This is a genomic window from Ruficoccus amylovorans (assembly GCF_014230085.1).
In the GTDB taxonomy this organism is placed as follows: Bacteria; Verrucomicrobiota; Verrucomicrobiia; order Opitutales; family Cerasicoccaceae; genus Ruficoccus; species Ruficoccus amylovorans.
In genome coordinates this window covers 97,805-117,449 of sequence record NZ_JACHVB010000063.1, presented here as the reverse complement: position 1 = coordinate 117,449, position 19,645 = coordinate 97,805, and the positions used below count along the sequence as shown (strand labels likewise).

Sequence of the window (19,645 nt, the reverse complement as noted above, 5' to 3'; positions counted from 1 at the left end):
CTGTTAACTGGAACAGAGTGCGAGGTAAAGTTTTTTGCAATTATTCAAATTTAATTAAGAGTAATCGCTTGACAGCGCAAGCGATAAATGAAATTCGTATTTGAATAATCAATGGTGCAAGTAGTCGGCTGGCCCGGCTCGATCATTCGCCCGTCGGGTTGTCTCTCGGCGGGCGAACTTTCCACCACCGTTCCTTTTTTTTCAGCTATGAAGAATTCTTTCCGCATTTTTATACCTGCCGGCGCTGCCGCCGTTTGCCTTTTGCTGGCTGGCTGCGACAGTGGCGAGCAGGCTCCAGCCGCCGCCCCCAAGCCGCTCGTAACCACGGTGACACTCGAACCGGAGACAGTAGTCCTGAGGACGGAGTTGCCGGGGCGTACGGCCAGCTACCGGGTGGCGGAAATCCGTCCGCAGGTCAGTGGCCTGTTGCAGAAGCGGCTCTTTACCGAAGGGGCCGACGTTGAGGCGGGCGAGGTGCTTTATCAGATTGACGCGGCCCCGTTCGAGGCCGAGGTGGCCAGCGCGAAAGCAAATCTGGCCGCTGCGGAAAAGGCCGCCGACCAGGCACGGGCCACACTCGCCCTGGCCAAGATCAATGAGGAGCGCTACGGTGCGCTTTATGAGGAGAAGGCGGTGGCCGCCTCCGAGCGTGACCAGGCCGCGACGGACTACGATGTGGCGCAGGCTTCGGTGCTGGCGGCAGAGGCCGCCATTGAGCAGGCCAAGGCCGCGTTGTTGACCGCGCAGATCAATCTGGACTACACGAAGATTCGCGCCCCCATCGCCGGTCGCATTGGGCGCTCCTCGGTCACCGACGGCGCGATTGTGATGGCCTATCAGGCGCAGGCGCTGGCTTCAGTCCAGCAGATTGACCCGATTTACGTGGACGTGCCGCAGTCTACCAGCGAACTGCTGGCCCTTCGTCGTCATCTGGACGCGGGAAATCTCGACCGCTCGGGCGAAACGCTCAGCGAGGTTGAGCTCATCTTTGAAGACGGCACCCGTTACCCGCACAAGGGCACGCTCCAGTTTCAGGAAGTGACGGTCGATCCGAGCACCGGATCGGTTATCCTGCGGATGGTTTTTCCGAATCCCGAGGGTCTCCTGCTGCCGGGGATGTACGTGCGCGTCGAGGTTAAGGAGGGTGTCAACGACAAGGCTGTCCTCATCACCCAACAGGGCGTGGCCCGTAACCCAAAAGGCGAGGCCGTCGCGCTGGTGGTGGATGAATCGGGCACCGTCATCCAGCGGCTGCTGGAGATCGACCGCTCAATCGACGGGCGTTGGCTGGTCACTTCGGGCCTGAAGGCGGGGGACCGGGTCATCGTCGAAGGCTCGCAGAAGGTTCGCCCCGGCGCCGAAGTCAAGACCATCGCCTTTGATCCGAATGCCGGGCCCGCGACCGCTCCGGCTCCCGCCGCGCAGGAGGACTCATCCACGGAGAAGACCGCCCCGGCTGCCGAGTAAACGTTTGCCAATAGCGGGCCGCGGTTGGGCGCTCCCAGACGGGGGCGCTTCCGCCAGGCCAAACACGAATTGCCGTCATGTTATCAAGATTCTTTCTAGTCCGTCCCGTTTTCGCCTGGGTCATCGCCATCATCCTCATGGTGGCCGGTCTGCTCGGCATTTACATCCTGCCGATTTCGCAGTACCCGCCGATCGCGCCACCCTCCATCGCGATCACCGCGTTTTATCCGGGGGCATCCGCCGAGACGGTGGAGAACAGCGTCACCCAGATCATCGAGCAGAAGATGACCGGCTTCGACCAGTTGCTGTACATGAGCGCGACGAGCGACTCCTCGGGCAGTTCGCGTATCGAGCTGACCTTCGCGCCCGGTGTCGATCCCGACATGGCCTGGTCTCAGGTGCAGAACAAGCTTCAGCTCGCCATGGCCAGCTTGCCCGAAGTGGTGCAGCGCCAGGGGGTCAAGGTCAGCAAGTCTACCCGGAACTACCTGATGATCGTCGGCCTGGTCTCGGAAGACGGGAGCATGGACGGCAACGACCTGCGTGACTACGCCCAGTCCAATCTCGAAAAAGTCCTTTCTCGTGTGCCCGGCGTCGGCGAAGTCGAAGTCTTCGGCACGCAGTACTCCATGCGTATCTGGGTGGACCCCGATCGGCTGACCGAATATCAGATGACGGTGCAGGATGTGATTAACGGTTTGCAGTCCTACAACGTCGAGATTTCGGCCGGGCAGTTCGGGGCCACTCCGTCCGTGGAGGGCCAGCGGCTCAATGCCGCCATCATCGTGCAGAGCCTGCTGAAGACGCCGGAGGAGTTCGCGCAGATCCCGCTGCGAATCAACCCGGACGGCTCCATCGTGCGAATCAGTGATGTGGCCCGGACCGAGCTTGGGGCGGAGTCCTACGATGTCGAGAACGAGTACAACGGCCTGCCCGCCGCCGCGCTGGCCGTCCGTCAGGCTGCCGGGGCGAACGCGCTGGAGACGGCCAATAACATTCGCACTCGTCTGGACGAGATGAGCCACTTTTTCCCTTCCGGGCTTCAGGTCGTGTATCCGTACGACACTACACCCTTTGTCGAGGTGGCCATTGAAGAAGTGGTCAAGACGCTCTTCGAGGCGATCATCCTCGTCTTCCTCGTCATGTACCTGTTCATGGGTAACATGCGCGCCACGCTCATCCCGACCATCGCCGTGCCGGTGGTTATCCTGGGGACGTTTGCCGTGCTCGGACTGTTCGGGTTCTCGATCAACATGCTGACCATGTTCGCCATGGTGCTGGCCATCGGCCTGCTGGTGGACGACGCCATCGTGGTGGTGGAAAACGTCGAGCGTATCATGACCGAGGAGGGCTTGCCGCCCTTCGAAGCCACCCGCAAGTCGATGGACGAAATCACCCCGGCTCTGATTGGTATCGGCCTGGTGCTCTCGGCGGTGTTCGGGCCGATGGCGTTCTTCGCCGGATCGACGGGGGTGATCTACCGGCAGTTCTCCGTCACGATCATCGCGGCCATGTTGCTGTCCGTGGTCGTCGCCCTTGTGCTGACCCCGGTGCTATGCGTTTCACTGCTCAAGCCGGTGGAAAAGGGACACGAAGCAGCGGAGTCCGGTTTCAAGTTGTTCCGTCCGTTCTTCGTCTGGTTCGACAAGATCTTTTTCCGCTCGCGTGACCTGTACCTGCGCGTGGTCGGACAGGCTCTGCGCAAGCAGTTGCGCTATGTCTTCGCCTTTATCCTGATCACGGTGGCGATGGGCTGGCTCTTTGTCCGCATGCCCACTGCCTACCTCCCGAATGAGGACCAGGGCGTGCTCATGGTGCAGGCCATGCTGCCGGGTAACTCCACGCTGGAGCAGACCCGTGAAATCATGCGCGAGGTCTCGCGCTACTTCACCGAGGACGAAGCCGACGCGGTCGAATCCTGTATGGCGATCTCCGGCCAGAGCTTTTCCGGTCGCGGGCAGAACTCCGGTCTGGCCTTTATCAAGCTGCGTGACTGGAAAGACCGCGACAAGCCCGGCCTCGATGTCAACAGCGTGGCCGCCCGTGCCACCGAGCACTTTGCGACCATCCGCAACGGCCTTGTCTTTGCCTTCCCGCCCCCGGCGGTACTTGAGTTGGGACACGCCAAGGGCTTTGACTTCCAGTTGCTCGACCGGGGCGGTCTCGGCCACGAAAAGCTGATGGAGGCCCGCAACCAGCTTCTGGGCATGGCCGCGCAGGACCCGACACTGATGAAGGTCCGTCCCAACGGCCTCGAAGACGTGCCCGAATACCGCATTGATGTGGACTGGGAAAAGGCCGGTTCGCTCGGCGTGCCCATCGACGCCATCCACAACACGATTTCGGCCAGCTTCGGCAGCGCCTATGTGAACGACTTCATCCAGGCCGGCCGCGTCAAGCGTGTCTATGTGCAGGCCGACGCACCCTTCCGCATGCAGCCTGAGGATCTGGAAAGACTCTACGTGCGCAACACGCAGGGCAAGATGGTGCCGTTCTCCTCCTTCGCGACGGGTTACTGGTCCTACGGTTCGCCCAAGCTGGAGCGCTACAACGCCTTCCCTTCGATCAACATCCTGGGCGAGCCCAGCCCCGGCAGCAGTTCGGGGGACGCGATGGCGAAGATGGAGAGCTTTGTCGATCAGTTGCCCGAGGGCATCGGCTTCGACTGGAACGGCCTGTCCTATCAGGAGCGGCAGGCCGGTTCGCAGACCGGGCCGTTGTACGCCTTCTCGATTCTGGTCATCTTCCTCTGCCTGGCCGCGCTCTATGAGAGCTGGACCATCCCGGTCTCCGTCCTGCTGGCGCTGCCGCTGGGGGTCATCGGGGGCGTGATCGCCTCGTCCCTTCGCGGTCTGCCCAACGACGTGTACTTCCAGATCGGTCTTCTGACCACGCTCGGACTGACCACAAAGAACGCCATCCTGATCGTGCAGTTTGCCAAGCAGCGGCTGGACGACGGTATGCGGGTCTTTGACGCCACGCTGGAGGCGGCCAAGCTGCGTCTGCGCCCGATCCTGATGACTTCGCTCGCTTTCGGCTTCGGTGTGCTGCCGCTGGCCATGGCCAGCGGGGCCGGAGCCGGAGCGCAGATGGCGATCGGCACGAGCGTCATCGGTGGGGTGGTGACCTCGACCTTCCTTGTCACAATTTTCGCGCCGCTGTTCTACGTGATCGTGGAACGCTTTGGTCGGCGCTTCAGCAAAAAGAAACGGGAACAGGCCGCCCGTAATCAGGAGTCTGCCAGTAAGCAGCAGCCCGCTTCCTAGAATGGCCTTCCAACGCTCAGTTCCATGAACAAGCACGTATATTTCCTGACCGCCGCGACCGCCGCACTCCTGACCGGGTGCAGCATGGCCCCGGACTACGAACGCCCGCCAGCGCCCATCCCGGCTGACTTCCCGGAGGGAGGGGCCTACCAGGCCGACGACGCCGTTTCCTCCGCTCCTGCGGCAGGGCACCTGCCCTGGGCGGAGTTCTACACCGACTCCAAGCTGCGCGAAGTCATCACCCTGTCGCTGGAAAACAACCGCGACCTGCGGGTGGCGACGCTCAACATCGAACGCATGCGCGCGCTCTACAACATCGAGCGCTCGGCGCTGCTGCCCACGGTCAACGCCGGAGCCAGTGCAGACCGTGCCCGCACTCCGGCGGACCTCTCCTACTCGAATACCTCTGTCACAGCTTCTCAATACAGCGCGGACTTCGGCTTCGCCTCGTGGGAGCTGGATTTGTTCGGGCGCATTCGCAGTATGTCCGATGCTGCCTTGCAGGAGTACTTCGCCACCGAGCAGGCCAGCCGTAGTGTGCAGACCATGCTGGTCTCGCAGGTTGCCACCGCGTACCTGACACTGGCCGCCGACCAGGCCCGGCTCGAACTGGCCAAGACCACGCTGAAGACACGGGAGGATGCGCTCGACCTCGTGACGCGCCGCTACGACCGTGGCCTGAGCCCGCTGCTTGATGTGCACCGGGCGCAGGCTCAGGTGGATGCCGCGCAGGTTTCGTTGGTGACGTTTGTTCAGTTGATCGCGGTGGATAAAAACGCGCTCAACCTGCTGGCCGGTACGACTGTGCCCGCCGATCTCCTGCCCGGCGACCTCGACTCGATCGAGCCGCCCGCGCCGATCTCCGCCGGGGTTTCCTCGCTCGTGCTGCTCAACCGCCCCGATATCATCGAAGCCGAGCACAAGCTCATGGCCGCCAACGCCAACATCGGCGCGGCCCGTGCCGCCTTTTTTCCGCGCATCTCATTGACCGCTGCCGCCGGTACCGCCAGCAGTGACCTTTCCGGTTTGTTCAAGTCTGGTCAGGGCATGTGGGCCTACGGCGCTCAGATCACGATGCCGATTTTCGATCCGCGCACCTGGGCCGCCGTCCGCGTGAGCGAGGCGGATAAGAAGATAGCCATCGCCCAGTACGAGCAGGTTATTCAGTCAAGCTTCCGCGAGGTAGCCGACGCGCTGGCCGTGCGGGGGACCATCCTCCAGCAGTTGGAGGCACAGCGGGAGTTCGTACAGTCCGAGTCGGAGGTCAACCGCCTCTCGAACGTGCGCTACGTGCGTGGACTCGACAGCTACCTGAGCGTGCTCGACTCCGAGCGTGAGCTCTATGCCGCCCAGCTTGAGCTGGTCTCGCTTGAATTGGTCCGCCTGAGCAACCAGGTAAAGCTCTACGCCGTGCTCGGTGGCGGTTGGCAGCCACTGGATGAGCCCGGCGGCGGCGAATCCGACGCCGTTGTGAACTGATCTGTAGTTATTCTTGAATACATAATTTCTGGCCGCGCAGGGAGCGGGGGTTCGTAAAGGCTGACCCACATACCGCGCTACGCCCGTAGCAACGGGCCCCCGTTCCCTGCGCGGCCAGAAACGTCCTTTTGGGGAGGAGAGTAAACTGACGGCATGGAAACATAGCCGAGGAACCGTCGGATGAGTTAGCCCACCTAACGACCTTGCAGCCCTTCCTGCTAAAACCCTTGTTTGTCAAGCCAGGTGCGGGAAGCTTGTCAGCCCTGGTTGAGTGAGTGGGCCAGCTCGTCGTTTTCGACCAGTTCCTGTCGACCTTCGGCCGTCTTGGCAAAGAGCCGGATGTGCCGGAAGCGGATGCCGACTTCCTGCCCTGCGCTCAGTTGAAGCTCGTCCAGCTCGGCGCGGGAAATTTCGGCCTCGATCAGCTCGCGGTTGGTCAGGCGCTCCAGGGTAAGGCGCCCGGCACTCCCGGCTGAGAAAATGTGCAGCACGCGTGCCGGAAGGGTGCCGTGCTCGCCCTGTGGGCGGATCTCGACATCATGCGGGCGTACGTAGAGCTGGTCATGAGGGCGGCTACCGTTAGCTGCCATCCCGGCTTCCAGCCGGTTGACGTTGCCCATGAACTCGATCACGAACGGCGACTCGGGCCGGTCGAAAACCGCCTGCGGCGGGCCGACCTGGGCGATACGCGCACGGTTCATGACGACGACCTCGTCGGCCAGTTCGAGGGCTTCCTCCTGGTCATGGGTGACAAAGACCGTGGTCAGTTTAATCGACTCATGGAAGTGTCGTAACCAGCGGCGCAGGTCCTTCCGGACCTTGGCGTCGAGCGCACCAAAGGGCTCGTCCAGCAGCAGGATGCGCGGCTCGATGGCGAGGGCGCGGGCCAGGGCGACACGTTGGCGCTGCCCGCCGGAAAGCTGCGAGGGCAGCCGCTTGCCCAGGCCGTCAAGCTGGACGAGGTGGAGCAGCTCATCGACCTTGGCGCGGATGGCCGTGCGGGTGGGGCGCTCGACGCGTTTTTTTACCGTCAGGCCGAAGGCGATGTTTTGCTCAACACTGAGGTGGCGGAAAAGAGCGTAGTGTTGGAAGACCATACCAACCTGGCGCTTTTGTACGGGCAGGCCACTGACATTCTCTCCGTGGAAGCGGATTTCGCCGCTGCCGGGGTCGGGGGTTTCGAGTCCGGCGAGAATGCGCAGGAGCGTGGTTTTGCCCGAGCCGGAGGGGCCGACGAGCGCGACGAGTTGGCCGCTTTCGACTTCGAGCGTCACGTCGTCGAGCGCTGCGGTCGGGCCGAAGTGCTTGGAAATGTTAGTGGCGAGGATGCTCATGAGTGCTGAAGTTTGTGGACGGGCGTATTGTCCGGCAGGCGCTCGCCAGTGCGGGCGCGGTCGGCCCGCTGGACACGCCATTCGATGAAGGACTTGGCGGCGAGCGTGACCAGCGCCAGCAGCGCCAGCAGCGAAGCCATGGCAAAGGCCGCCACGAAGTTGTACTCGTTATAGAGAATCTCTACGTAGAGAGGGACTGTGTTGGTCTCGCCCCGGATGTGGCCGGAGACGACGGAGACCGCGCCGAACTCTCCCATGGCCCGCGCGTTGCACAGAACCACACCGTAAAACAGCGGCCAGCGAATGTTCGGCAAGGTTACGCGTCGGAAGGTCTGCCAGCCGGAGGCGCCGAGGGTGAGCGCGGCCAACTCCTCGTCGTTGCCCTGCGCCTGCATAGCCGGGATCAACTCGCGGGCGACGAAGGGGAAGGTGACGAAGACCGTGGCCAGCACGATGCCCGGTACGGCGAAGATGATCTGAATGTTATGCTCCGCCAGCCACGGGCCGAGCCAGCCCTGCGCCCCGAACAGGAGTACGTAGATCAGGCCCGCAATGACGGGTGAGACCGCGAAGGGCAGGTCGATCAACGTAAGCAGGACGCTCTTGCCGGGGAAGTCATACTTGGCGATGGCCCACGATGCGCACAGGCCGAACAGCGTGTTAAACGGGATCGCGATGCCTGCAACCAACAGGGTTAGCTTGATCGCGTGCTGCGCGTCCTCGTCGGCGAAGCTGTCCATAAACGCTTCCAGCCCGCGCCGAAGCGCTTCGAAGAACACCGCAGCCAGCGGGAGTAGAAGCATCACGGCGAGAAAGAGCAGTGCTCCTCCGATCAAGAGTGCTCGCAGCGGCCAGGAGGGTTCGAGGCCGCCCTGTATCGATTTTTGGATACGCCCGAGCCTGGATTGTGTGGTGCCAGCCATAGTAGTTTAATGGTCGCCGAGCCGCTTGCGGCTCCAGCGGTGCAGGAGGTTTATGCCCAGGAGCAGGGCGAAGGAAATCGCGAGCATGACCACGGCGATGGCGGTGGCTCCGGGCGTGTCGTATTGTTCGAGTTTGGTCACGATGAGCAGCGGAGCGATTTCGGTGCGCAAGGGCATGTTGCCCGAGATGAAGACGACCGAACCGTACTCACCGATGCCACGCGCGAAGGCCAGGGCGAACCCGGTCAGCAGCGGCGGCAGCAGCAGCGGAAATATCACCCGGCGAAAAGTCGTGAAGCGCCCCGCCCCGAGCGTGCTGGAGGCTTCCTCCAGTTCGCGGTCAAGCTCCTCAATGACGGGCTGGAGTGTGCGCACGACGAAGGGCAAACCGATGAAGACAAGGGCGACAGCGATACCCAGCGGGGTGAAGGCGACCTTGATGCCGAGTTCTTCCAACCACAAACCCATCCACCCGTTGCGCGAGTAGATGGCCGTGAGTGAAATCCCCGCTACGGCAGTCGGGAGCGCGAAGGGAAGATCCACCAGAGCGTCAATCAACTTGTGCCCCGGGAAGCGGTAACGCGTGAGCACCCACGCCACAAGCAGTCCGAAGACCGCATTGACTGCTGCCGCCGCGAAGGCTACACCAAAGGTCAACCGGTACGAGGCCATGACGCGGGGGGAGAAGGCAGCCTCCGAAAACCCCGCCCAACTCATGCCCCCGGCCATGACAAAAGCGGCGGCCAGCGGCAGCAGCACGACGAGCGAGAGCGTCGTCACGGTGATACCCATGGTGAGCGCGAAGCCGGGCAAGACCCGGTGCGGTCGCGCCCAAGCGGAGAGCTTGCCTTCCCGCAGTTGCTTACGCCGCCTGCGGTCGAAGAAGAGCGAATTGATGACGAGGCTCATCGCTGTGTGCTTTCTGAAGGCGGTGTTGGCAAGGTTGCCTCAGGCCAACCGTTCGAGTATGGCATGGACGATGGTGGCGGCGGCTTTACCTTGAAGCTGACGGCTGGCGCGTCCGGGCAACTCAAGTAATATCTCGCCGGGTTGCTTCAATATGTTCGCCGGGAGCTTCGGGCTGCCGGGAAAGGCTTCGGACGGGTTAATGGGAGATTGGTGGAATCCGTCGAAAGTTAATCCGGGAGGCAGGGAAAAATCTAGTCGGGCGCTTTCTATCGCCTGTATCAGAAAATCATGACAAAATGCTTTTTCACTTGTGTATGCGTAAAGGCCGTGCGAGGCGACATCCGTAAAGAGTGTAATCAAGGTGTCGAATTGTTCGCGGACGAAATCTTCCTCAAGTGCGCGGGTTTCGGGCTCTTGTGAACCCTGGCCAAAGTCACCGGCCAGGTCGTGCCCGGCTGCATTGCCCCGGTGGCTGAAGAGCAGGCCCCACGGGTTGCTGGCTGGGTAGAGATGGAGCTCAAGTCCGGCGAAGCGGGTGGCATCGCGGAGGAAGTCAGTGTAAAGGCGTCCGCAGGCCAGGGGGCCGCCGGGTTCATTGCCGTGGAACCCCGTGACGAGGGCAATGCGCCGGTGCGGGGCGCCCTCTTTGGACGGGCCGCGGAGGACAGTTTTCTCCAGTGCGAAGGTGAGCCCGTCGGCCTCGACCGTGCCGATCCGGTGGCGGCTAAGGCCGGGGTGTGCGTCCTCGGCCCGCCCGAGCCGGGCGGTGAAGACGCCTTCCTGCATAGTGAAGGTCAGGTTCGGGCCTGCCGCGCCCAGCCTGCCGTCGTCACCGGTGGCGGGCTGGGCATCTGGCAGTGAGGATGATGAGTGCTGGCGGGAGGGGACTGTGGTCGTGCTCGCCGGACGCGGCTTCGTGAGAAGCGGTGCCAGCGGGTCGGCAAGAGACCGGACCTTGCGGTCGGATTTAAACAGCGTGAATGGCATGGCGTTGAAGTGTCTTTAAAAGGGGAATGTGAAAATGCTTTCGCGGGGCAGGTCAGTGCCGGCCCGACGCGCGGCTCTGCTCGGTCAGCGAAAGCTCGCGCCAGCGCCGGAAGAAGCACAGCAGGTACTGGCTGGCGAGGTGGGTGGCCTGGTTGGAGCTCCAGGTCTCCGGGAAGCCGAGGTACAGATGCCACGGGCTGCGGGCGTTGTACGGAAGTTGGGTGGGAGGGATTTCCTCACGCTCAATGCCGCCGAGTTCCGCGCTAAGACGGTTCATGTCGTCGGCGGCGGCGAGCGCGCCGCCGCGCCCGCTCCAGTCGCTGCGCATGCCGATGACGAGGCGTTTGCGCCGGGTGGAGGAGACTTCGATCACACCGTCGGGGCATTCCAGGTTAAGCCGAAGGACTGCCGGTTCATAGGCGGGAGCGAGTGACTCGGGGTCTTCCAGTCCGACCGGATTTATGATCGGCAGCGTGCGCAGCCACAGCCCGGCGGCGAAGCCCGGCTGGAGCAGCAGCCGCTCCATGAGCTGGAGGGTGACCTCGGCGCTGAGCCCGTCACCGGCCCTCCGCCCGGCCATGAGGCCGACGAACCGGGTCTCCACGTCGTTCTCCTGCGGGCCGAAAAAGGTGAAGGCCGGGATGCCGTATTTGACGCCGTCATGGGTAAAGGTCTGCGCGATACTCCCGATGAGGTGGCGGGAGATCTCGCAGTGCTCGACGGCTCCGAGCACAAGGCGGCGCATGGCCGCGCGGTGTTTGGGATCGAGGGTTCTGTTCATGGTAGGTGGCTTTAGTGTAGTTGAAAATGGATACGCTTATCGGATGTAGATCTGATCAAAGATACCGCCGTCGGCGAAGAAGCGCTTTTGCGCGGCCTGCCAGCCGCCGAAGGCCTCGTCCACGGTGACGAGCTTGACCTCGGGGAAGCGGGCCAGGTCGGAGGGGTCGGCGTACTGCGGCTCGCTGGGGCGGTAGAAGTGTTTGGCCGCGAGCTTCTGGCCGGTGGGCGAGTAGAGCTGCTCCAGGTAGGCAGTGGCCAGTTCGAGGTTGCCGTTCTTTTCGGCGTTGCCGTTGACGACGGTCACGGGCGGCTGGGCCAGGATGCTGACCGAGGGCACGACGATGTCGAAGTTGCCGGGACCGAGTTCCTCCAGGGCGAGGAAGGCCTCGTTTTCCCAGGCCAGCAGGACATCGCCGATGCCGCGCTGGACGAAGGTTGTGGTCGCTCCGCGCGCTCCGCTGTCGAGCACGGGCACGTGCCGGATGAGCTGGGTGGCAAATTTCCGAGCCTTGTCCTCGTCGCCGTCGTAGTGATCGAGCGCCCAGGCCCAGGCGGCGAGGAAGTTCCAGCGCGCGCCGCCGGAGGTCTTCGGGTTGGGGGTGATGACCTCGACGCCCTCGCGGGTGAGATCGCCCCAGTCCTTTATCTGCTTCGGGTTGCCCTTGCGGACGAGGAAGACGATAGTCGAGGTGTAGGGCGAGCTGGCGTTGGGCAGGCGGGTCTGCCAGTCGGCCGGGATCTTGCCCGTGCGCTCGGCGATGGCGTCGATGTCGTAGGCCAGCGCGAGGGTTACGACATCGGCGTTGAGCCCGTCGATGACGGAGCGAGCCTGCTTGCCCGCGCCGCCGTGAGACTGGCGGATGGTGACCTTTTCACCGGTCTTGTCCTGCCAGTACTTTTCAAAGTATTTGTTGTAGTCGCTGTAAAACTCACGCGTCGGGTCGTAGGACACGTTGAGGAGTTTTTTGGCGGCCAGGGCGGTGGCCGGGCTGAGGGCAAAGATGCTGGCCAGCATCAGGGCGAGTGCCCGCCTGAGCTGTTTGATGCGGTGCATGGTGGGTTCTTTCCTTTCGGGAACGAAACCTCCGGTTGACCGGTCAGCCGCGTGGATGCGTGGTGTGGTGAAAAGGGTGGCGTCCGCTTGTGCGGATGGCCTTGAGCTATAAATTTACCGGGATACCCGGCGGGTGTCGGCGGAGTCGTCGAAGCGCGTTTTTTCCGTGCATTCGACCTGGGTGACTTTGCCGTTGTGGACGACGATCTGGACGACTCCGAAGCGCAGGCTGGCGACTTTCTCGATCACGAGGTGCTGCCAGGACTGAGTGTCGGAGGGAGAGGTGGCGGTGCGGTTCATGGCTTGCCTCCGTGTTTGCTGGCCAGTTCGGCCATGAGGCCGTCGCGGGGATCGACCGGGTTGAAGTCTTCCGGCAGCTCCACGGCGGGGGCAGTGCCGTCGCCCGGTTCAAAGGGCAGCGCCACGCCGTCGCGGCGGAGTTTGCGCATGGTGACCTCGACGACATCGGCCAGGCTGTAGCGGTCGAGGATGTTGGCGATGGCATTGCGCACGTCGATCATGAGCATGCGCAGGCCACAGTGGGTTTCGTCCGGGCACGAGCATTTCTCGTACGCGGTGAGGCTGGCGCAGGCGATGGGGGCGAGCTTGCCGTCGATCAGGCGGACGATGTCGCCGATGCGGATCTCGTTCATGGGCAGTGCCAGGAAGTAACCGCCGAACTTGCCCCGCTTGGTCTCGATGTAGCCCGCGCCGCGCAGATGGAAGAGCACCTGTTCCAGGAACTTCAGCGGGAGCTTTTCGCTCTGCGCCAGTTCGGAGACAGACAGGTGCGTCTTTCCCATCTCGTGGGCAATGCCGAGCTTGATGAGAGAGCGCAGCGCGTATTCGCCTTTACGGGTTAAGTTCATCAGTGGTTATTTTTCTAATGTTTATAAAAATCGTATAGATTGCAAGTGCGATTTTGCACAACTGCCGAAAAAAGCCAGGGCGGAATTGCCGTCGGATAAGCTGATCGGGATGAGACGATCTCAGGAGAGCGGTGACTCGGCGGAAGGAACCTGCGGACGGGATATCTCGTACAACACATACCCGGCGAAGAGGCCGGGGAGGAATTTGCAGGGCGTGTGCCAATCGCCGCGCAGGTAGGCCCGGCGGGTGATGGTCAGCCCTTCGCGGGCGCAGAAGTCCTCGAAATCGCCGACCGCGATGGGGTTCAGGCGGCGGCTTTCGCCCCAACCCTCGGGGAAGACCTCGTTGATGATGCGGCGGCCGTGCCAGAGCAGGTGCAGACGGTTGCGCCAGTAGCCGTGGTTGGCGAAGCCGACCGCGAAGCGCTTGCCCACGCGCAGGGACGCGTGGATGATGTCCTGCGGGCGGCTCAGCTCTTGAATTGTGCGCGAGCACAGCACCCAGTCGAAGAACCCGTCCGGAAACTGCCGCAGGGCCTGCTCGATGTCGCCCTGATAGACGCTGACTCCGCGCTTGATGCAGCCGTTGACCTTGTCGATCTGGTTGTCGACGCCGACGCCCCAGGTGTGCTTGGTCTGGCGCAGGTATTCGAGGAAGATCCCCCGCCCGCAGCCAAGGTCGAGCACGCGCGCGCCTTCGCTGACCCAGTCGCCGAGGATCTGCAAATCGACTTCGCGCTTGATGGCCGAACGTTTCATTAAAGTTTGAGAGTTTGAGAGTTTGAAGGTTTGAGAGTGGGGGGCGAAGCGATAGGAGTTTAGCGGGCCGACGGTTGAAAACAACTTTCAAACTCTGAAACCTTCAAACTCTCAAACTTATATTTTTAATGGTGGTAGCCGGTGCCGGCGAGAATTGTGAAGGCGCGGTAAATCTGCTCCAGCAGGACAACGCGGGCCATTTCGTGGGTAAAAGTCATGGGGGAAAGCGAGAGGAGGGCATCGGCGCGGGCCTTGACCGCGTCGCTCAGTCCGTAGGCACCCCCGATGATAAAGGTGGCATCCTGCCCGCCGTCGCGAAGTTCCCCGAGGGTCTGGGCGAGGGCGGCGGAGGGGCGGCATTTGCCCTCTTCGGCCAGCGCGAAGACCTGCCCGTGGCCTTTTTCCAGCGCCTTGAGGATGCGCTCGCCCTCGCGCGTGGCGTCGGCGTCGCGAAGCTCGGTGATGTCGAGCGTCACGTAGGGGCGCAGGCGCTTGGCGTACTCTTCGGCTCGTTCCCGCCAGGAGGGTTCCTTGAGCTTGCCGACGACGAGGAGGTTGACGCGCATCGGCCTAGTGGCGGTGAGGGTGGTGGTGGCCCTCGTCGGCGGAAAGGAAGCCGCTGACCAGCTCGTATAGTTCGGGGGCCTTGATGAGAAAGGAGTCGTGCCCGAGGTCCATGTTGACTTCGGCGTAGCTGGCGTTTTTGCCGCAGCGGAGCATGGCGTGGACGATGTCGCGGTTCTGCTCGGGCGGGAAGAGCCAGTCCGAGGTAAACCCGACCACGAGCGCACGGGCCTGCATCTTTTGCAGCACATCCTCCAGCGGGCCGCCCTGGCCCAGATCGAAGCGGTCGAGCGCCTTGGTGAAGTACAGGTAGGTGTTCGCGTCGAAGCGGTTGACGAAGCTCTTGCCCTGATAGCGCAGGTAGCTCTCGACCTCGAACTCCACGTCGAAAAACCCGCCCGTGGCGGGGGCGGCCTCGCGGACGCGCTTGCGCTCGCGCCCGAACTTGCGCTCCAGTCCCTCGTCGGAAAGGTAGGTGATGTGGGCCATCATGCGGGCGACGGCCAGGCCGACATTCGGGCCCTTGCCCGGCTCGTAGTCGCCCTCGTGCCAGCCGGGGTCCTGCACGATGGCGCTGCGGCCCACCTCGTTGAACGCGATGGACTGCGCCCGCTGGCGCGAAGTGGTGGCCATGGCGATGACGGAGTTGACCCGCTCGGGGTACTCGATGGCCCACTGGAGAGCCTGCATGCCGCCCATGGAGCCGCCGATGACGCAGTGGAGCTTCTCGATGCCGAGATGGTCGAGCAGGCGGCGCTGGGCGCGCACCATGTCGCGAATGCTGACTTGGGGGAAGGAGAGGCCGTAGCGTTTGCCCGTCTCGGGGTTGAGCGAGGAGGGGCCGGTCGAGCCTTGGCAGCCGCCGAGGCAGTTGCTGCCCACGACGAAGTACTTGCTGGTGTCGATGGGCTTGCCGGGGCCGATCATGTTGTTCCACCAGCCGGGCTTGGGGTCCTGGAGGGAGTAAACCCCGGCGCAGTGGTGGTCGCCGCTGAGGGCGTGAAAGATGAAAATAGCGTTGTCGCGGGCGGCGTTGAGCTTGCCGTAGGTCTCGTAGCGCAGGGTAAAGCCCGGGAGCTGCCCGCCCTCCTCGAAGGTGAACGGCTCCTGGCACACAAAGTCGTGGTGGTCAACCAGCCCGACTTCGCCCTCGTCAAGCGCGGGCGCTGCTTCGGCATCATTCATGGAGAGCTAGTTAACCACGGATTACGCGGATGGCACGGATATTTTTACTCGGGCGGCGGATACAGCGGGGGCGGAGGGCTTCCCAGCCCGGCGAACAAAGTCCCATCCCACCGGAGCGGTAATGCCTGTGCGACGGCGGGAGGGGGGCGATGCCCTCTGGCCTCAACCCAGCAGAGACTCGTCGATATCGAAGTTGCTGTGGACGGCTTTGACGTCTTCGAGGTCTTCGAGCATGTCCACCAGTCGCAGGATCTGTTTGGCGATGTCCTTGTCGGTGACGGTGACCTCGTTATTGGGCAGGTAGGCGATTTCGGAGGATTCGCAGGCGATGCCCTTTTCCTCCAGTGCCTTGGAAATGGTGTGGTACTCGCCGATCTCACAGGTGACTTCGAAGTGGTCGCCGGCGTTTTCGACATCCTCGGCCCCGGCCTCAAGGACGACTTCCATCAGGGTGTCCTCGTCGGTGGCATCGCCCGCGATGATGAACTGCCCTTTTTTCTGGAAATTGAAGGCGAGCGCCCCGGCCCCGGCGAGGTTGCCGTTGCACTTGGTGAAGGTGCTGCGGACTTCGGAGGCGCTGCGGTTTTTGTTGTCGGTGGTGACTTCGACGATGATGCCGACTCCGCCCGGGGCGTAGCCTTCGTAAACGAGTTCCTCGTAGCTGATGCCGGGCAGTTCGCCGGTGCCCTTTTTGATGGCCTTGTCGATGTTGTCGGCGGGCATGTTGGCCGCCTTGGCCTTGAGCATGCAGGTGCGCAGCCGGGGGTTGAAGTTCGGGTCACCACCGCCTTCGCGGGCGGCGATGGTCAGTTCCTTGGAAAGGACGCTGAAAATTTTGCCGCGCTTGGCGTCAACCGCCGCTTTAGCGCGCTTGATGGTGGCCCATTTGCTGTGTCCGGACATGCGAAAATCTCAATGAAGGGGTTTGCGCGTCGTCAAGTGTGAACAACGCGGGTAAAAGGAGATTTTTGGGCCTCCGGGTCCCATGTCGATAGAAAAACGGGCCGGTTTGGCTCCAAAGCGCCCGCTGGGGGCATTTTTTGCCGCATGGGGCGATAAAAAAAGCCGGGGAGCGTCTGGCACTCCCCGGCTGTGGTGTTAAAGGCTGATTGGGCGCTCGCTTAGCGTTTTTTCTTTTTCTGCTGGGGCAGGCCCTTGCCGGTGAGACGGCGCTTGGCGGCCTGCTGCTCTTCGCGGGCGGCCTTCACCCGGTCGGTGAAGGTCGGCTTTTTCGGGCCGCTGGCGGGCTTGTCGGTACCGGTCTCTTCCTCGTCGTCCTTGCGGCGGTTGGTGATCCACTGCTGGCCGATGGTGAAGAGGTTTTGGCAGGTCCAGTACAGGACGAGGCCGGCCGGGAAGTTATAGCAGAAGAACAGGAAGACCAACGGCATGAACTTGAACAGCGTGCGCTGCATGTTGTCCGTGGTCGGCGTCGGGGTCATCTGCATCTGGAAGAACATCGTGATGCCCATGAGCAGCGGCAGCGGATTGATCGGGAAGCCCGCGATGTAGCCCACCGTGTCCGGGATCGAAAGGTCCGGAATCCACAGGAACGGCGCGAAACGCAGCTCCGAGGCCGTGCGCAGCATGAAGTAGAACGAGAAGAAGATCGGGATCTGAAGCAGCAGCGGCAGGCAGCCGGCGGCCGGATTCACGCGGTGCTCCTTGAACAGCTCCATCGTGCGCTTCTGGAGCTCCTGCGGCTGGTCCTTGTACTTTTCGCGGATCTCCTGCATCAGCGGCTGGATCTTCGACATACGCTTGGCCGAGCGCACCTGCACCTGCGTGAGCGGGTAGAGCAGGGTCTTGATGATGACCGTGACGATGATGATGGTGAAGCCCCAGCCCCAGGTCGGCGCGACGTGCACGATGACGCCGTGGATCCAGATCATGGCGTAGAGCAGGACCTTGCTGATCGCGCCGAAGAAGCCGAACTGCATGACCAGGTCCTGGCGGTCCCCGAGGTCGGCCAGGCGGGTGTACTCCTTGGGGCCGACATAATACTGCATGTGGAAGAGCTGCTGCTCGCCCTGCGGGAGCGCGTCGAGGCGGAAACGGATGGCCCCGGTCATGCCTTCCTCGGCTTCGGGGTCGTCAATGGCCTGGCCCAGCGGAGCGGGCTTGGCGTAGATGCCGATGCCGGGCTCGGTGGGGGTGAGTACGCCGGTGAAGAACTGGTTCTTGATCGCGCCCCACTGCACGTCGGCGACGCTTTCCTCGACGACGGAAACAGGGGACTTCTTGCCGATGCCCAGGAAGCCCTTGCTGCCCTTGAACTTCTTCATCTTGATGAACTCGGCGCTGTCTCCGTTGTAGTAGCCGAAGTTCAGGTATTCGCCCCACACGTCGCCCTCGGTGGGAGGAGCGGTGCCGACGTTGACGAAAATGTCGTTCTGGTTGAAGCTGGAGCCGGACTCGTTGACAAAGGCGATGGTGTGCTGGATGACGTAGGGGTCCTTGTCGGTGCCCGAGCCCTGAAGCTGGTAGCCGCGCTTGATGCGCAGGCCGTAGTCGGTCACCAGCTCGAAGTTGACGCGGCCTTCATCGTTGGAGTGGTAGCTGACCTTGTACTGGGGCGCAAACTCGTCGGGCACGCCGTCGCCGTCCATGTCAAAGCTGATGGCCAGCGCCGGAAGGATGCCTCCGGCATTGAAGACGTAGGGCTGCTCGGAGTCGATGGTGGCCGGGAACTTCAGCTCGCCGTCATGGCCGATGGCCACGAACTCGACGTGCTTGATGGCCCCGCCCCGGGTGGTGAAAGTGACGCGGATGGCCTCGTTCTCCAGCGTGATCAGCTCCTCCGGTGCCTCGGCATGGACCGGTTCGATGTCCTGGGCGTTGTTCTCGGACTGGAGGAAAAAGTCGCGCGTGGTGTCGCCGGGAGCGGGCTTGCCCGCGGGTGTCGCGGGTTTGGCCGCGGTGGCGGGAGCTTCCTCCGTTGCGCCGGCTTCGGCGGTTTGGACCTTCTGGGCGGCGGGCTGGTTAAGCTGCTGCTGGAGGGCGCGTTCCTGGGCTTGGCGCCCCTGCCAGAAGATTGTGAAGAAGGCGCCGCCTAAAAATAGCAGGCCGAGGACGAGGTTCTTTTTATCCATGCTAGCGTTTCATAGCTCCACTGCGCATCAGCAGGGTAGATCGGCCGGTTTTTTCCGGTACCGGGTCGTGGCCGCCTGGGTGAAAGGGATGGCAGCGGAAAATCCGCAGCAGCGCCATCCAGCTTCCGCGCCACAGCCCGAAGCGCAACAGGCTTATACGGGCATACTCCGAGCAGGTCGGGTGAAAACGGCAGCCTGCGTTCGGCCCGAGCAGCATGCGTTTCATGGGAGAAAACACGAGCTGATAGACCACCACGAGGGCGGCCGCCGCGCGGGCGGGCAGGCTGGCTGAAGGGTTCACGAAAGGCGGCATTTTTTCGCCGAACGCAGGTATCGCTCCTGCAATTCGTCGAAAGTCAGTTGGTCAAATTGGGAACGGACAATGATGAGCACGTCGCATTCCGGCGGCAGGCAGTGCTGGTTGAGCCGGAAAATCTCGCGCATCTGGCGTTTGGCCCGGTTGCGCTTGACGGCGTTGCCCACCCGGCGCGAGGCGATCACGCCAAAACGGCGCTGGCCTGGCGGTGTGCCCTCGCGGGGAGGATAGATGCGCATGATAAAAGCGCCGTTGTCGGCCCGGAAGCCTTCGCGGCGCGACCGGTCGAAATCAGCCCGCGTGCGCAGGTGCTGAGCGGCCCGGTAGCGCATCTGCGTGGGCGGCTCAGACCTGAGTCAGGCGCTTGCGGCCCTTGGCGCGACGGGCGGCGAGGACCATGCGGCCCCCACGGGTCTTCATACGGGCGCGAAAGCCGAACTTGCGGACGCGCTTCACGCGGTGCGGACGATAGGTTGGTTGCATGATTGTTACGGGTTAAGGTTGGAAAATTGCGAAACCGCCTGAGAAAAGCGTTTTTTTGACGCGAGTCAAGCTTTGCCGGGCAGGAATCCTCTTCTGTCCGCTCAGAAGCCCGTGCCTGTTCACGGAGAGTGGGGTTTTATGAGTGAAATTTGCCCAAATGCCAATCATGGTTCGG

The 19,645-nt window shown here is 62.8% G+C and carries 19 protein-coding genes; 3 read left to right on the top strand and 16 right to left on the bottom strand.

All coding sequences use genetic code 11. The features are described from left to right. Window positions 1-207: 207 nt before the first annotated feature. The 3 genes from H5P28_RS18385 (at window position 208) to H5P28_RS18375 (ending at window position 6,212) form a co-directional block, all read left to right on the top strand. Window positions 208-1,467, top strand: coding sequence for an efflux RND transporter periplasmic adaptor subunit (locus tag H5P28_RS18385; RefSeq protein WP_185677154.1), 1,260 nt, complete (start codon window positions 208-210; stop codon window positions 1,465-1,467). Window positions 1,468-1,544: 77 nt separating this feature from the next. After that, the gene (locus tag H5P28_RS18380; RefSeq protein ID WP_185677153.1) at window positions 1,545-4,733 is read left to right on the top strand and encodes an efflux RND transporter permease subunit; all 3,189 of its coding nucleotides are present in this window, start codon (window positions 1,545-1,547) and stop codon (window positions 4,731-4,733) included. A 24-nt stretch (window positions 4,734-4,757) separates the two neighbouring features. Beyond that, complete coding sequence (locus H5P28_RS18375; RefSeq protein WP_185677152.1) at window positions 4,758-6,212, top strand: efflux transporter outer membrane subunit; 1,455 nt, start codon at window positions 4,758-4,760, stop codon at window positions 6,210-6,212. 257 nt (window positions 6,213-6,469) lie between these two features. On the opposite strand, the gene H5P28_RS18370 is transcribed toward H5P28_RS18375, so the two are convergent. From H5P28_RS18370 to rpmH, 16 genes are all read right to left on the bottom strand, one after another. Beyond that, window positions 6,470-7,546 (bottom strand): sulfate/molybdate ABC transporter ATP-binding protein, encoded by a 1,077-nt coding sequence (locus H5P28_RS18370; protein WP_185677151.1) that lies wholly within the window; start codon window positions 7,544-7,546, stop codon window positions 6,470-6,472. Next, window positions 7,543-8,394, bottom strand: coding sequence for a sulfate ABC transporter permease subunit CysW (gene cysW / locus H5P28_RS18365; RefSeq protein WP_343075488.1), 852 nt, complete (start codon window positions 8,392-8,394; stop codon window positions 7,543-7,545). The genes H5P28_RS18370 and cysW overlap by 4 nt, the downstream gene beginning before the upstream one ends. Window positions 8,395-8,475: 81 nt before the next feature. Beyond that, entirely contained in the window at window positions 8,476-9,378 is a 903-nt protein-coding gene (cysT, locus tag H5P28_RS18360) for a sulfate ABC transporter permease subunit CysT (protein ID WP_185677149.1), read from the bottom strand. A gap of 39 nt (window positions 9,379-9,417) precedes the next feature. After that, window positions 9,418-10,365, bottom strand: a complete 948-nt coding sequence (locus H5P28_RS18355) for a M14 family metallopeptidase (RefSeq protein ID WP_185677148.1) — start codon at window positions 10,363-10,365, stop codon at window positions 9,418-9,420. 52 nt (window positions 10,366-10,417) lie between these two features. Then, window positions 10,418-11,146 (bottom strand): hypothetical protein, encoded by a 729-nt coding sequence (locus tag H5P28_RS18350; protein ID WP_185677147.1) that lies wholly within the window; start codon window positions 11,144-11,146, stop codon window positions 10,418-10,420. A 36-nt stretch (window positions 11,147-11,182) separates the two neighbouring features. Then, on the bottom strand, window positions 11,183-12,202 hold the full coding sequence (locus H5P28_RS18345) for a sulfate ABC transporter substrate-binding protein (protein WP_185677146.1): 1,020 nt from the start codon (window positions 12,200-12,202) through the stop codon (window positions 11,183-11,185). Between the two features lie 114 nt (window positions 12,203-12,316). Continuing rightward, window positions 12,317-12,502 (bottom strand): YezD family protein, encoded by a 186-nt coding sequence (locus H5P28_RS18340; RefSeq protein WP_185677145.1) that lies wholly within the window; start codon window positions 12,500-12,502, stop codon window positions 12,317-12,319. Beyond that, window positions 12,499-13,071, bottom strand: coding sequence for an RrF2 family transcriptional regulator (locus tag H5P28_RS18335; RefSeq protein WP_185677144.1), 573 nt, complete (start codon window positions 13,069-13,071; stop codon window positions 12,499-12,501). The genes H5P28_RS18340 and H5P28_RS18335 overlap by 4 nt, the downstream gene beginning before the upstream one ends. Before the next feature lie 120 nt (window positions 13,072-13,191). Then, window positions 13,192-13,830 carry a methionine biosynthesis protein MetW gene (locus H5P28_RS18330; protein WP_185677143.1) on the bottom strand — a complete coding sequence of 213 codons (639 nt, stop codon included), beginning with the start codon at window positions 13,828-13,830 and terminating at the stop codon, window positions 13,192-13,194. Window positions 13,831-13,955: 125 nt separating this feature from the next. Beyond that, window positions 13,956-14,396: a 23S rRNA (pseudouridine(1915)-N(3))-methyltransferase RlmH gene (locus H5P28_RS18325; RefSeq protein WP_185677142.1), complete on the bottom strand. Its 441-nt coding sequence runs from the start codon at window positions 14,394-14,396 to the stop codon at window positions 13,956-13,958. A gap of 4 nt (window positions 14,397-14,400) precedes the next feature. Further along, window positions 14,401-15,579, bottom strand: coding sequence for a homoserine O-acetyltransferase MetX (gene metX / locus H5P28_RS18320; protein WP_185677141.1), 1,179 nt, complete (start codon window positions 15,577-15,579; stop codon window positions 14,401-14,403). Between the two features lie 162 nt (window positions 15,580-15,741). Then, entirely contained in the window at window positions 15,742-16,482 is a 741-nt protein-coding gene (locus H5P28_RS18315) for a YebC/PmpR family DNA-binding transcriptional regulator (protein WP_185677140.1), read from the bottom strand. Between the two features lie 218 nt (window positions 16,483-16,700). Next, on the bottom strand, window positions 16,701-18,671 hold the full coding sequence (gene yidC / locus H5P28_RS18310) for a membrane protein insertase YidC (protein ID WP_185677139.1): 1,971 nt from the start codon (window positions 18,669-18,671) through the stop codon (window positions 16,701-16,703). A 1-nt stretch (window position 18,672) separates the two neighbouring features. After that, window positions 18,673-18,972, bottom strand: coding sequence for a membrane protein insertion efficiency factor YidD (gene yidD / locus H5P28_RS18305; protein WP_343075486.1), 300 nt, complete (start codon window positions 18,970-18,972; stop codon window positions 18,673-18,675). Further along, window positions 18,969-19,319 carry a ribonuclease P protein component gene (gene rnpA, locus H5P28_RS18300; RefSeq protein ID WP_185677137.1) on the bottom strand — a complete coding sequence of 117 codons (351 nt, stop codon included), beginning with the start codon at window positions 19,317-19,319 and terminating at the stop codon, window positions 18,969-18,971. The genes yidD and rnpA overlap by 4 nt, the downstream gene beginning before the upstream one ends. A gap of 13 nt (window positions 19,320-19,332) precedes the next feature. Continuing rightward, complete coding sequence (gene rpmH / locus H5P28_RS18295; RefSeq protein ID WP_185677136.1) at window positions 19,333-19,470, bottom strand: 50S ribosomal protein L34; 138 nt, start codon at window positions 19,468-19,470, stop codon at window positions 19,333-19,335. Between the last annotated feature and the right edge of the window lie 175 nt (window positions 19,471-19,645).

Coding starts and splice junctions, on each gene's coding strand:
- H5P28_RS18385 (WP_185677154.1), top strand. CDS start 208: ATGAAGAATTCTTTCCGCATTTTTATACCTGCCGGCGCTGCCGCCGTT.
- H5P28_RS18380 (WP_185677153.1), top strand. CDS start 1,545: ATGTTATCAAGATTCTTTCTAGTCCGTCCCGTTTTCGCCTGGGTCATC.
- H5P28_RS18375 (WP_185677152.1), top strand. CDS start 4,758: ATGAACAAGCACGTATATTTCCTGACCGCCGCGACCGCCGCACTCCTG.
- H5P28_RS18370 (WP_185677151.1), bottom strand. CDS start 7,546: ATGAGCATCCTCGCCACTAACATTTCCAAGCACTTCGGCCCGACCGCA.
- cysT (WP_185677149.1), bottom strand. CDS start 9,378: ATGAGCCTCGTCATCAATTCGCTCTTCTTCGACCGCAGGCGGCGTAAG.
- H5P28_RS18355 (WP_185677148.1), bottom strand. CDS start 10,365: ATGCCATTCACGCTGTTTAAATCCGACCGCAAGGTCCGGTCTCTTGCC.
- H5P28_RS18350 (WP_185677147.1), bottom strand. CDS start 11,146: ATGAACAGAACCCTCGATCCCAAACACCGCGCGGCCATGCGCCGCCTT.
- H5P28_RS18345 (WP_185677146.1), bottom strand. CDS start 12,202: ATGCACCGCATCAAACAGCTCAGGCGGGCACTCGCCCTGATGCTGGCC.
- H5P28_RS18340 (WP_185677145.1), bottom strand. CDS start 12,502: ATGAACCGCACCGCCACCTCTCCCTCCGACACTCAGTCCTGGCAGCAC.
- H5P28_RS18335 (WP_185677144.1), bottom strand. CDS start 13,071: ATGAACTTAACCCGTAAAGGCGAATACGCGCTGCGCTCTCTCATCAAG.
- H5P28_RS18330 (WP_185677143.1), bottom strand. CDS start 13,830: ATGAAACGTTCGGCCATCAAGCGCGAAGTCGATTTGCAGATCCTCGGC.
- H5P28_RS18325 (WP_185677142.1), bottom strand. CDS start 14,396: ATGCGCGTCAACCTCCTCGTCGTCGGCAAGCTCAAGGAACCCTCCTGG.
- metX (WP_185677141.1), bottom strand. CDS start 15,579: ATGAATGATGCCGAAGCAGCGCCCGCGCTTGACGAGGGCGAAGTCGGG.
- H5P28_RS18315 (WP_185677140.1), bottom strand. CDS start 16,482: ATGTCCGGACACAGCAAATGGGCCACCATCAAGCGCGCTAAAGCGGCG.
- yidC (WP_185677139.1), bottom strand. CDS start 18,671: ATGGATAAAAAGAACCTCGTCCTCGGCCTGCTATTTTTAGGCGGCGCC.
- rnpA (WP_185677137.1), bottom strand. CDS start 19,319: ATGCGCTACCGGGCCGCTCAGCACCTGCGCACGCGGGCTGATTTCGAC.
- rpmH (WP_185677136.1), bottom strand. CDS start 19,470: ATGCAACCAACCTATCGTCCGCACCGCGTGAAGCGCGTCCGCAAGTTC.